The sequence below is a fragment of the Actinomadura sp. KC216 genome (assembly GCF_004348535.1).
Taxonomy (GTDB): domain Bacteria; phylum Actinomycetota; class Actinomycetes; order Streptosporangiales; family Streptosporangiaceae; genus Spirillospora.
In genome coordinates this window covers 1-11,123 of the sequence record NZ_SMJX01000067.1, presented here as the reverse complement: position 1 = coordinate 11,123, position 11,123 = coordinate 1, and the positions used below count along the sequence as shown (strand labels likewise).

The window sequence follows — 11,123 nt, the reverse complement described above, 5'->3', positions numbered from 1 at the left end:
CGAACGCCGCTCTAAAGCGGGTCCCGCCGGACGGGATGCCGGCGCGCGTCCCGATCCCGGTTAGCGCTGCGGCGCCCGGGAAAGAGCAGGCCATGACCCTGGATGCGCTCCCCGGCGACCTGTACCACATGCAAGAGCTCCTCGACGAGCGCGAGAAGGAGATCGTCGGGCGGGTGCGGGAGTTCCTGGAGTCGAAGATCGCGCCGATCGCGAACGACTGCTGGGCGCGGGCCGAGTTCCCGTTCGACCTGATCCCGCAGTACGGGGAGCTCGGCATCGCCGGGCTCGCCCACGACGAGTGCCCGGGCGAGAAGCCGAGCAGCCTGCTCACCGGGTTCCTGGCGATGGACATGGCGCGGGTGGACCCGTCCATGGCCACGTTCTTCGGCGTCCACACGGGCCTGGCGATGGGCAGCATCGGCCGGTGCGGGTCGCCGGAGCAGCGCGAGCGCTGGCTGCCCGCGATGGGGCGGATGGAGAAGATCGGCGCCTTCGCGCTCACCGAGCCGGAGGGCGGGTCGGACGTCGCGCTCGGCCTGCGCACCACCGCCCGCCGCGACGGCGACCACTGGGTCCTGAACGGCGCCAAACGCTGGATCGGGAACGCGACCTTCGCCGACCACACCGTCGTCTGGGCCAGGGACGAGGCCGACGACCAGGTCAAGGGGTTCGTCGTCGCGAAGGGCACGCCGGGGTTCACCGCCACCCGCATCGAGAACAAGATCGCGCTGCGGACCGTGCAGAACGCCGACATCACCCTCGCCGACTGCCGCGTCCCGGAGGCCGACCGGCTCGCCGGGGCGAACACCTTCAAGGACACCGCCGCCATCCTGCGCCGGACGCGCAGCGGCGTCGCCTGGCAGGCCGTCGGGGTCATGCTCGCCGCCTACGAGATCGCCCGCGACTACGCGGTCGAGCGCGAGCAGTTCGGGCGGCCGATCGCGAGGTTCCAGCTCGTCCAGGACCTGCTGGTCAGGATGCTCGGGAACGCGACGGCCTCGCTCGGCATGGTGGTGCGGCTCGCCCAGCTCCAGGACGACGGCCTGTACCGCGACGAGCACTCGGCGCTGGCCAAGGCGTACTGCACCACGCGGATGCGCGAGGTGGTCGGCTGGGCACGGGAGCTGATGGCGGGCAACGGGATCGTCCTGGACTACGACATCGGGCGGTTCGTCGCCGACGCCGAGGCCCTCTACTCCTACGAGGGCACCAGGGAGATCAACACGCTGATCGTCGGGCGCGCCGCCACGGGCCACGGCGCCTTCGTCTGATCCACCGCGCGTTCATCTGACCCCGGAAGGCCCTGTGGCAAGGGGCGTTGCTAGAGTTCGGGCGCACAGCCCCAACGGAACCTTGCAGAGGAAACGCATGTCGACTGGCAGCCACGCCGGGCGCCCGAAGTCCTGGGTCGCGGTGAGCATCATCTTCGTCGGTTTCGTCGTCGGCGGCGTGGGCCTCGTCATGGGACCCGACTGGATCGTGTTCGGGGCGGGCGCCGCGCTGACCGTGCTCGGCGGGATCGTCGCGCTGGCCGTCGACATCATGACCGACGTCGTCGCCGACGAGCCGCGGCACTGACGGGCCGCGTATCGGCATCGTCGTGGTCACCCACTTCATCGCGCTGTCGCTGTACTTCTTCGACATCACCTGACGACCGGCGGCGCGCGGCGCGGATCAAGGCCGGTCGCGGGGGAAGGTTTCGGGCCGTCCGGCAGGTGCGAAGGCTGCGGTGGCCACGTACGGTCAGAGGGAAGCAGCCTCCTGCGTCGCTCCCGAGCCCGAGGTGGTGGGATGCCGCTGCGATTCGGAATCGAGGAAGAGTACTTCGTCGTCGATCCCGTGTCCCGGGAGGTCGTGCCGCGTGCCGCCGCCGTCGTGCGGCGGGCGTCGGCGGCGCTCGGCGAGCGCGCCTCCACGGAGCTGGTCGACTTCCTCGCCGAGGCCAAGACCGCCCCGTGCGACGACCTCGGCAAGCTCGGCGAGCAGATCCGCGCGATGCGGGCGGCGATGGCGGCCGCGGCGGCGGCCGAGGGCGTCCGGCTCGCCGCGACCGGGACGCCGGTGCTCGGCGAGCTGTTCCCCGCGCCGATCAGCGCGGGCGCCCGCTACGCCGAGAGCCGCGCCACCTACCGGGGCCTGGACGACGAGCAGTGCATCTGCTCCTGCCATGTCCACGTGGAGATGCCCGACCGGGAGCGCGCGATCCAGATCAGCAACCATCTGCGGCCGTGGCTGCCGACGCTGGTGGCGCTGGCGGCGAACTCGCCGTACTGGGCCGGGCGCGACACCGGCCACGACTGCTGGCGGGTGATGACGTGGGCGCGGTGGCCGGTCGCGGGCCCGCCGCCGTACTTCGAGTCGTCCGCCCACTACGAGGACGTCGTCGCGACGCTGCTCGGCTGCGGCGCGCTGATGGACACCGGCACGATCTTCTGGGACGTGCGCCTGTCGGCGCGGCTGCCGACCCTGGAGATCCGGCTCGGCGACGTCGCCCCGACCGCCGCCGAGGCGACCGTGTTCGCGGCGCTGATCCGGGCGCTGGTGCAGGCGGCGTCCGCCGCGGTGGACGCCGGCGAGCGGGCGCCCGACCCGCCGCAGGAGCTGCTGCGCGCCGCGTACTGGCTCGCCGCGCGGGACGGGCTCGCCGGGAAGGGCGTGGACGTGCGCACGGGCCGCCCCGCCGGGTTCCGTGAGCAGGCCGGCGACCTGCTGGCGCACGTCCTGCCCGCGCTGCGCGACGCGGGCGATCATGGGGTCGTCACCCGCGGTGTCCACCGGCTGCTCACCGGCGGGACGGGCGCGGAGCGGCAGCGCGGAGCCTACCGGCGGCGCGGGCGGCTGACCGACGTGGTGGATGCCGCGATCCTGCGCGACCGGTGAGGTCGGTGAGGGGCGGTGAGCCCCGCCGGGCGCGATTCGACGGCACGGGGAAGCGCTTTCGGCTATCGAAAACGCGACTTTACGGACTTAGCCCGTTTTTCGGAGGTCAACAGCGGGTAGTCGTCGTGGTGACATGGTTCGGCCGAGGCGGCCGCCCGGCCCCGGGGGACGCGGCGCACAGGCCGCCTCGCGCGAGCCGCTCCGGACCGCGTAGTCTCGACCCGATGCACGTGCATTTGCCAGCCGCCCCACCCGCCCCGAACGGAGTGACCGCGCGATGAGCCCCAGGCCCGGGGGGCCGGGCACGTCGCCGCGCGACGCGTTCGTCCACACGGGCTTCTTCCACCCTGCCCTCTTCTACCGCGACGAGGAGGAGTACCTCGCGGGCACGGTGCCGTTCATCCGCGCCGGCCGCGAGGCGGGCGAACCCGTGGCCGTCGCGGTGCCGGGCGAGCGCCTGGGCACGCTGCGCGACGCCCTCGGCCGGACGGCCGACGAGGTGTCCTGGCTCGACATGTCCGAGGCGGGCCGCAACCCGGGCCGCATCATCCCCGGCGTCCTGCGCGACTTCGCCGACCGGCACGCCGCCGGGCGGGTGCGGATCATCGGCGAGCCGATCTGGCCGGGCCGGTCCGCCACCGAGTACCCGGCCTGCGCGCAGCACGAGGCGCTGATCAACCTGGCGTTCGCGGGGCGCGGCGTGTCGATCCTTTGTCCCTACGACACCAACGGCCTGGACGAGGTCGCCATCGCCGACGCCCGCGCCACCCATCCCGTGCTGATCGACCGGGACGGCGAGCACGTGAGCGCCGACTACGCGCCCGACCGCGTCATCAGCGACTACAACCGGCCGCTGCCGGAGCCGTCCGGCGCGGTCGCGATGAGCTTCGACCTCGACGCGCTGCCCCTGGTCCGGGAGTTCGTCACCCGCTGGGGGGCGCGGCTCGGCCTCGGGCCGCGGGCGGTGGGCGACCTGGAGCTCGCCGCCAACGAGCTGGCCGCCAACTCCTGCCTGCACGGCGGCGGGGCGGGCACGGCGCGGCTGTGGTCGGAGGACGGCCAGGTCGTCTGCGAGATCCGGGACGCCGGGACGATCACCGACCCGCTGGCCGGGCGGCGGCCCGCCGACATGAGCCCCGACGGCGGCCGCGGCATCCTGATGGTCAACCACCTCGCCGACCTCGTCCGGATGCACACCGGCCCGGACGGCACCACGGTCCGCATCTACATGCGGAACCGACCCCCGCCGCCTAGGGGGCGATCGCGCGGGTGATCCCGGCGAGCGTCTCGGCGAGCAGCGCCTCGCGCCCCGTCGAGGCGGCGTACTCGGCGAGCGTCGCGCTCAGGTTCAGCGCGAGCGTCCGCGCCGCCGCCTCCCGGCCGGGCGGCACGGGCCCGTACGCCTCCAGGAAAGCGGCGCGCGCGGCACCGCCGAACCCGGCGTAGGCGAGGGACAGGTCGACGGCCGGGTCGGCCAGGCACACGTCGCCCCAGTCGATCACCCCGGCGGCGCGGCCGTCCGGTGCGAGCAGCAGGTGCCGGACGTGCAGGTCCCCGTGGACGACCACCGGTTCGCCGTCCGGGACGCTCCACCCGCGGGCCTCGGCGAGGAACGCCTCCACGGCCGGGTCGCGCTCCCACACGCCGAGCGCGGCGAGCGCGTCCAGGCGGCCGGACGTCCGCGCCGCCCGGAGCGCCGGATCGGCCCGTCCCATCGGGTCGCGCGGGAGCCCGTCCCCGGCCGCGCGGACGAGCGCCGGGTCGTGCAGGGCCCGCAGGAACGCGCCGGTCTCGGCGGCGAGGGCGGCCCGCCGGTCCTCCGGCGGGCGCACGTCGGCGAGCTCGCGGCCCGGGATCAGCCGCGCGCCCCAGAACGGCCACGGGAAGTCGTCCGACGGCCCGGCGGTGAAGCGCGGCACGGGCACCGGCAGCGGCAGCCGCGGCGCGAGGACGGGCAGCGCCGCCATCTCCCGCTCGAAGCCCGGGACCGCGATCTCGCGGCGCGGGAACCGGAAGACCCACTCTTCGCCGACGAGGAAGACCGTGTTGTCCCAGCCGGTGGCGAGCCCCTCCACTGGGGCGCCGCGCAGCTCGGGGAACCTCCGCCCGATCAGCGCGGCGGCCAGGTCCGCGCTGACCTCGCGCTCGGCGGCCCAGCCGGGCGCCGGCGGCGATCCGTCGGGTCGGGTGGTCACGCCCGCCCACGCTACCCCGATGCCGAGACTTGACCCCGGCTTCAGGTGTAGCGGGCGGACGGCGGGAATGATGCCTGCGCCCGATCTCTCCCGACATCAATGGGGAACGATGCGTCTTCTGGCTCGCGCCCACCAGATGCCCGCCAGGCTGATCGTGGGGGCGTTCATCGTGAACTCGGGGTTGTCCAAGCTCAAGGGCGGGGACGAGGTGGCCGAGCAGATCCACGGCACGGCGAAGGCCGCCTACCCGTTCCTGGAATCGCGCGATCCGCGGGAGTTCACCCGCGCGTTCGCCACGGCCGAGGTGGCGCTCGGCACGGCGCTGATGGCGCCGTTCGTGCCGTCGCTGCTGGCGGGCGCGGCGCTCACCGCGTTCGCGGGCGGGCTGAACGGCCTGTACCTGCGGCTGCCCGGCATGCGGGAGCCCGGCGGGCTGCGTCCCACCGAGCAGGGCATACCGCTGGCGAAGGACACCTGGCTCCTCGGCATCGGCTCCGGTCTCGTCCTGGAAGAGCTCAGCCGGGCCTGCCGCGGAGACCGCGGACGCCGCGGGCGGCGCGGGCGCGGCTGACCGGCTGGTCGGCTGACCGGCCGACCGTCCTGAACGGTTCGCACGGCCGGACGGGTTGACGTGAGCGGGCGCGCCCGGTGAGGATTCAGCGCGTCCCTCAGGAGGCCCCTGCATGACCGACCAGTCAGCGCCGTCGCCGCCCGCCGTCCGCGAGGCCGTGACACCCGACGTCGCGGAGATCGCGGCGCTGCTCGGGCGCGCCTTCTACGACGACCCGGTCTGGTCGTGGCTGGTGCCGGACGAGGCGTCCCGGGCGCGCCGGCTGGCGGGGCTGTTCGAGATCACGCTGCGCCGGGTGCACCTTCCGCACGGCGGCACCGAGCTCACCGGGCGGGGCGCGCGCACGGAGGCGGCGGCGCTGTGGGACCCTCCCGGGCACTGGCGCGTCCCCTTCCGCGTGCAGGCGACCCAGGTACCGCCGCTCTGGCGCGTCCTCGGCAGGCGGACGCCCGTCTCGCTGCGGACGCTCGGCGCGATCGAGAAGGACCATCCCCGGGAGCCGCACTGGTACCTGGCGATGCTCGGCACCGATCCGCCCGCGCAGGGCAACGGCCTCGGGAGCGCGCTGCTGCGGTCCCGGCTCGAACGCTGTGACGCCGACGGCGTGCCCGCCTACCTGGAGAGCTCGAAAGAGCGCAACGTGCCGTACTACGAGCGGTTCGGGTTCAAGGTGACGCGGGAGCTGGCCCTGCCGGGCAAGGGCGCGCCGCCGATCTGGCTCATGTGGCGCGCACCCGGCTCCTGAGCGGTCCCGGCCTGAGCGATCCCGGATTGAGCGGCCTCGACAGGGATTCGGCGTCGCGGTTAAGTGCCAGTCATGGCCGGAAGCGGCCAATCGGGCGCGGCGGTGGCGCGGCGGATGCGAACTCGGCGGCAGCCCTCCGACCCGCCGCTTAGCTGATCATCGTCGCCGGCGGCGCCCCGTGCCGTCGGACGCGTCCAAACGCGGCTGGCCCGATGCGGCCATGCGGGAGGCGTCTTTCGGGCCGACCGCCGGCCGTCTCAACCTTCCGGCGACCTACGGCGCCTACCGTCGAGGGTGAGCCACGCCCCCGCGCTCCTCTTCGTGAAAGCGACAGGTGAAGCGAATGACGACGGTCGGCACCAGGGCGCCGGAGACGCGGCTCGCCCTGCACAGGCCCGGCCCCGCCCGCGTCCAGGACTACCTCCTGGGCGGCAAGGACAACTACGCCGCCGACCGCGAGCTCGCGGTGCGGCTGCTGGAGGTCCTCCCGCAGGCGGCGGACGCGGCCCGCGCGGCCCGCGAGTTCCTCGCCCGCGCCGTGCGGCTGCTCGCCGGACGCGGCATCCGGCAGTTCCTCGACCTCGGCTGCGGGCTGCCCACGGCCGGCAACCTGCACGAGCTGGCCGCCCGGCACATCCCCGGCACCCGCATCGTCTACGTCGACAACGACCCCCTGGTCATCGCGCACGCCCGCGCGCTGATGCTGGACGGCGGCAACATCGCGGCGCTGCGCGCCGACATCCGCGACCCCGGCGCGATCCTGGACAGCCCGGAGGTGCGCCGCCTCATCGACCCGGCCGAGCCCGTCGCGCTGGTGTTCTCCTCCGTCCTGCACTTCCTGCCCGGCGCGGCCGATCTCCTCGCCGCCTTGGCGGGCCCGGCCGCGCCCGGCAGCGCCCTGGTCGTCTCGCACGTCACCGCCGACTTCGCGCCGATCGCGATCACCGAGGCCGCGCGGCTCTACCTGGAGGCGAGCGACATCCCGCTGTTCCCGCGCGGCGCGGTCGAGGTGGCGCGGCTGCTCGGCCCGTTCCGGCCGGTCTCCCCCGGGCTCGTCCCGCTGACCGCCGGGCCGCTCGGCGGGACGTTCCGGCCCGGCCATGAACCGATCATGTACGGGGCCGTAGGGCTGCGCTGACCCGGGCCGGGCTGTGGAGTTGGTCACACCGGGGGCAGGTGCGGCCCGCCGCCCGCGAATCGCCGGACCCGCGCTCCCGCCAGTGATCCCAGGCGTCCGCGGCCATCACCCTGAGTCAGCCGCCGGAGCACCGAGTTAAGGAAAATGTCATTCGCCGGTTAGAGAACGCGTGCGCGCCGCCCCTATGGTGGCCCGAATGCCGACGAACACCCTCACCCCGACGCGAACCCAGCTCGGCACCCGCCCGGACAGAGCCCGCCGGATGGAGTGGCTGGACGCCCTGCGCGGCCTCGCGGCGCTGGTGGTGGTGTTCGAGCACTCCCTGGACGTGCTGCTGCCGGAGGTCCGCGCGACGGCGAGCCCGTGGTTCGACTTCGGCCGCTACGGGGTGTTCGTGTTCTTCCTGGTCAGCGGGTATGTCGTGCCGTTCTCGCTGGAGCGGCGCGGGAGCGTCCGGCACTTCTGGGCGGGGCGGTTCTTCCGGCTGTACCCGGCCTGGTGCGTGTCGCTGGCACTCGCGCTGCTGCTCGGCGCGGCCGGGATGTCCTACGGGCTGCCGGCCGCGCTCGGCGAGCGCCCGTGGGCGTCCGCGCTCGCGCACATGACGATGCTGCAGGACCTCCTGGGCGTGCCGAACGCCGTGAACGTCTACTGGACCCTCTCCTACGAGATGGTCTTCTACCTGCTGGTGACGGCCATGTTCGTCGCCGGGGTGCACCGCTCCAGCGCGCGGGTCGCGCTGGGGTTCGGGGTGGGCGCGGCGATCCTGGGCGTCGCGCTGCCGTCGGGCCTGCTGGCGTCGCGGTGGCCGGGCGGGACGATCCTCGCCGCCGCGCTGCTGCTGGCCGCCGGGCTCGCGGCGATGGTCAGCCGCCGCCGCGCGGTGCGCCGGACGGGCGTCGCGGCCGTGGCGGCGCTGGCGCTCGGGCTGCTCGTCCTCGACAGCCGCATCGGCGCCATCGAGAGCCTCTGCATCATCGCCACGATGTTCGCCGGGACGGCCGTCCGTGGCATCCAGGACGGGCGGCTGCGCACCTGGCCCGCCGTCGCGATGGTCGCCGTCGTCCCCGCGTTCACGCTGGTGGCGGGCCTGCGCAGCCCGACCGCCCTCGCGCTGAACGCCAACCCGGAGCCGCTCGGGCCCGACTGGACCATCGCCGTCGGGGCGGCGTGGCTGACGTTCCTCGGCGGGCTCGCGCTGCGGAACCGTCCCATGCCCCGCGCGCTGGTGTGGTCGGGGCTGGTCAGCTACTCGCTGTACCTGCTGCATCCGCTGGTCATCCAGGCGATCTGGCACGCCGCCGGACGCGACCCCGGCGACCTGCCGGGCGAGATCCGGCTGATCTGGGGGGCGGTGCTGGTCGTGGCCGTCCTCGGCGCCGCTGCGGTCGCGCACCGCTATGTCGAGATCCCGGCGCAGCGGCTCGGACGGCGCCTGACCGCGCGCCGCCGTCCCCGCGCGGACGAGATCCCGCGCCGGGACCCGGGCCGGGACCCGGGCAACGAAAGCGTGCGCGTTCTCGCCTAGCCGTCAGCGGGCCGCGAGATGGTGCCCGAGGAAGGCGAGTTGCGGGCGCAGGAGGCGCTGCCAGTAGGCCACGTCGTGGCATCCGCCGCTCATCGAGCCCTCCGGGCGGACCCGGTCGCGGAACCGCCGCACCGCCTTCGCGAAGGGGTCGCTGGTGCCGCAGTCGACCCGCAGCGGGACGCCGTTGAACGCCTCCGGCGAGGCGAGGACGTCGTTGCGGGCGTAGTCGGCGCGGCCGTCGAACGCGCGCCGGTTGGCGGAGCGCGCGTCCTCGTAGGAGGAGAACAGGGCCGGGGACGACGCGACGACCGCCGCCGTCCGCGCGGCGCCGAGCCGGCGGGCGAGGCCGAGCGCGCCGTAGCCGCCCATCGACCAGCCGATGGCGCCGATCCGGCCGGTCAGGGCGCCGCGGGCGCGCAGGCGGGGCAGCAGCTCCTCGATGACCATCCCGAGGGGGTCGTCGCCGTCCGCGCGGGGATGCCAGTAGGAGTCCTTGCCGCCGTCGACGGCGACGAGCGCGAACGGCGGGACGCCGCCGTTCGCGACGGCGTCCGGCAGGTGGTGGTGCAGGTTGAGGCTCGCCACGAGGGACGTCGCCGTGTGGCCGGTGCCGTGGAGGGCGACCGCGACCGGGAGCCCGCGCAGGGAGCGTCCGTCGGCGGGCGGAATGATGGCGGCGGTGACGGCGGTCCGGCGGCGCGCCGACCGCCAGGTCACGAACTCGATCCTGACGGGCCGGGGCGGCGGCTCGGGCGCGACCCCGCACCGGCCGAGCGCGCGGTCGAGGCGGACCCTGCCGGGCAGGACCTCGTGCTGGACGAGGGCGTACCCGGCACCGCCGATCGCCGCGGCGGCCCCGAGCCCGCCGGCGCCGCCGAGCAGCGCCCGTCTGGTGATCAATGCGGTTCCCTCACGCCGACGCCGCTTCTCTCCGGGCGGCGGCCGCGGAGCGGGAGAGCAGGGCGACACCCGCGGTCAGGAGCATGGCAGTGAACGATACGGCAACGAAGGCCGACACCGTCCGCGGCGGCAGGGTGTGGAAGGCGAGCACGGCCACCAGATAGGACGCGATGGGGTTGGTCATCGTCATCGCCGTCATCGCCGCGGGCAGCGACCCGGCGGCGAACGCCCGCTGCTCGATGACGAGCCCGAGCAGCGTGCTGCCGGCGAGGGCGTAGCCGGGCCAGTCCACGGCGGTCGCGGCGACGCCGCGGTCGACGAGGCCGGCGGTGGTGAGCTTGATCAGCACGGCGGTCGCGGCGAAGCAGAGGCCCGCGCAGACGCCGAGCAGCGCGGCCCGCACCGGTCCCCTGCGCAGCCACGCCGCCCGGGACAGCACGATGATCAGCGGGGCGGCGATCAGCCCGGCGAGGAACAGCCGCGGCCGGGACGGCTCGCCCTCGGGCGGGATCGCGCCCGGCACGGTGAACAGGACGGCGAGGCCCGCCGACACGGCGATGCCGCCGAGCAGGTCCATCCGGGCGGGGCGGCGTCCGGTGCCGACCGTGCCGAGCAGGATGGTGAAGACGAGCTGGGTGACCAGCAGCGGCTGGACGATCGCGGTCGAGCCGAAGTGCAGCGCGGTGGCCTGCGCCGCGAACCCGGCCAGGTTCACGCCCCAGCCGGTCAGCCACACCGGGTCGCGGATCAGCCGGCGGATCAGCCCCTGCGCGGCGGTGGCGTCCGAGCCGCCGCGCACGGCGCGCCTGGCCGCGCGGTACTGCAGCGCGGCGGCCCCGGCGAACAGGAACGCGGCGAGCAGGCTGAACCCGATCGACCACGCCATCTCGCCGGACCACACCGTCCCGGCGGACAACACCGTCCCGACCGACCGCACCGGCTCGACAAGCGCCTCCCGCCTCGTCCGTCACTCCGCCCGCTACCGATCATCTTCCCCATGATCGGCGGTGATGACCAGGACCCGCGCATCGCGTCGCCATCGGCGCCGATCGGCGGGAGGCACAGGCCGCCCCAAGAGCAGGGCCGCGAAAGAGATGGAGTGCCGGGAGGAGGTTCGGACCGGCGGGCTGGACGGTCCCGCGGCGTCCGCCCCGGCACCGCGGGAC

11 protein-coding genes are annotated in these 11,123 nt (G+C 74.7%); 8 read left to right on the top strand and 3 right to left on the bottom strand.

Going from position 1 to position 11,123, the window contains the following annotated elements; genetic code table 11:
- Window positions 1-92: 92 nt before the first annotated feature.
- From E1264_RS14410 to E1264_RS14395, 4 genes are all read left to right on the top strand, one after another.
- Window positions 93-1,271: an acyl-CoA dehydrogenase family protein gene (locus tag E1264_RS14410; RefSeq protein ID WP_132173566.1), complete on the top strand. Its 1,179-nt coding sequence runs from the start codon at window positions 93-95 to the stop codon at window positions 1,269-1,271.
- 97 nt (window positions 1,272-1,368) lie between these two features.
- Complete coding sequence (locus tag E1264_RS14405) at window positions 1,369-1,578, top strand: HGxxPAAW family protein (protein WP_132173564.1); 210 nt, start codon at window positions 1,369-1,371, stop codon at window positions 1,576-1,578.
- Window positions 1,579-1,791: 213 nt separating this feature from the next.
- Window positions 1,792-2,880, top strand: a complete 1,089-nt coding sequence (locus E1264_RS14400) for a glutamate--cysteine ligase (protein WP_132173562.1) — start codon at window positions 1,792-1,794, stop codon at window positions 2,878-2,880.
- A 277-nt stretch (window positions 2,881-3,157) separates the two neighbouring features.
- On the top strand, window positions 3,158-4,153 hold the full coding sequence (locus E1264_RS14395) for a sensor histidine kinase (RefSeq protein WP_132173560.1): 996 nt from the start codon (window positions 3,158-3,160) through the stop codon (window positions 4,151-4,153).
- On the opposite strand, the gene E1264_RS14390 is transcribed toward E1264_RS14395, so the two are convergent.
- Window positions 4,131-5,075, bottom strand: coding sequence for a phosphotransferase (locus E1264_RS14390; protein ID WP_132173558.1), 945 nt, complete (start codon window positions 5,073-5,075; stop codon window positions 4,131-4,133). The genes E1264_RS14395 and E1264_RS14390 overlap by 23 nt on opposite strands.
- 109 nt (window positions 5,076-5,184) lie before the next feature.
- On the opposite strand from E1264_RS14390, the gene E1264_RS14385 reads away from it, so the two are divergent.
- The 4 genes from E1264_RS14385 (at window position 5,185) to E1264_RS14370 (ending at window position 9,057) form a co-directional block, all read left to right on the top strand.
- A complete protein-coding gene (locus E1264_RS14385; protein WP_132173556.1) occupies window positions 5,185-5,646 on the top strand; it encodes a hypothetical protein in 462 nt (153 codons plus the stop codon).
- A 112-nt stretch (window positions 5,647-5,758) separates the two neighbouring features.
- On the top strand, window positions 5,759-6,391 hold the full coding sequence (locus E1264_RS14380; RefSeq protein ID WP_132173553.1) for a GNAT family N-acetyltransferase: 633 nt from the start codon (window positions 5,759-5,761) through the stop codon (window positions 6,389-6,391).
- 343 nt (window positions 6,392-6,734) lie between these two features.
- Window positions 6,735-7,529 carry an SAM-dependent methyltransferase gene (locus tag E1264_RS14375; RefSeq protein WP_132173551.1) on the top strand — a complete coding sequence of 265 codons (795 nt, stop codon included), beginning with the start codon at window positions 6,735-6,737 and terminating at the stop codon, window positions 7,527-7,529.
- Between the two features lie 196 nt (window positions 7,530-7,725).
- Window positions 7,726-9,057 carry an acyltransferase gene (locus tag E1264_RS14370; protein ID WP_165964173.1) on the top strand — a complete coding sequence of 444 codons (1,332 nt, stop codon included), beginning with the start codon at window positions 7,726-7,728 and terminating at the stop codon, window positions 9,055-9,057.
- Window positions 9,058-9,060: 3 nt separating this feature from the next.
- On the opposite strand, the gene E1264_RS14365 is transcribed toward E1264_RS14370, so the two are convergent.
- Window positions 9,061-9,957, bottom strand: a complete 897-nt coding sequence (locus tag E1264_RS14365) for an alpha/beta hydrolase-fold protein (protein ID WP_165964172.1) — start codon at window positions 9,955-9,957, stop codon at window positions 9,061-9,063.
- 10 nt (window positions 9,958-9,967) lie between these two features.
- Window positions 9,968-10,894, bottom strand: coding sequence for a DMT family transporter (locus E1264_RS14360; RefSeq protein ID WP_132173545.1), 927 nt, complete (start codon window positions 10,892-10,894; stop codon window positions 9,968-9,970).
- Window positions 10,895-11,123 lie beyond the last annotated feature (229 nt).

Bases quoted from the DNA above. Each gene is read 5' to 3' on its own strand.
- E1264_RS14410 (WP_132173566.1), top strand. From the start codon at position 93: ATGACCCTGGATGCGCTCCCCGGCGACCTGTACCACATGCAAGAGCTC.
- E1264_RS14395 (WP_132173560.1), top strand. From the start codon at position 3,158: ATGAGCCCCAGGCCCGGGGGGCCGGGCACGTCGCCGCGCGACGCGTTC.
- E1264_RS14370 (WP_165964173.1), top strand. From the start codon at position 7,726: ATGCCGACGAACACCCTCACCCCGACGCGAACCCAGCTCGGCACCCGC.
- E1264_RS14405 (WP_132173564.1), top strand. From the start codon at position 1,369: ATGTCGACTGGCAGCCACGCCGGGCGCCCGAAGTCCTGGGTCGCGGTG.
- E1264_RS14375 (WP_132173551.1), top strand. From the start codon at position 6,735: ATGACGACGGTCGGCACCAGGGCGCCGGAGACGCGGCTCGCCCTGCAC.
- E1264_RS14385 (WP_132173556.1), top strand. From the start codon at position 5,185: ATGCGTCTTCTGGCTCGCGCCCACCAGATGCCCGCCAGGCTGATCGTG.
- E1264_RS14400 (WP_132173562.1), top strand. From the start codon at position 1,792: ATGCCGCTGCGATTCGGAATCGAGGAAGAGTACTTCGTCGTCGATCCC.
- E1264_RS14380 (WP_132173553.1), top strand. From the start codon at position 5,759: ATGACCGACCAGTCAGCGCCGTCGCCGCCCGCCGTCCGCGAGGCCGTG.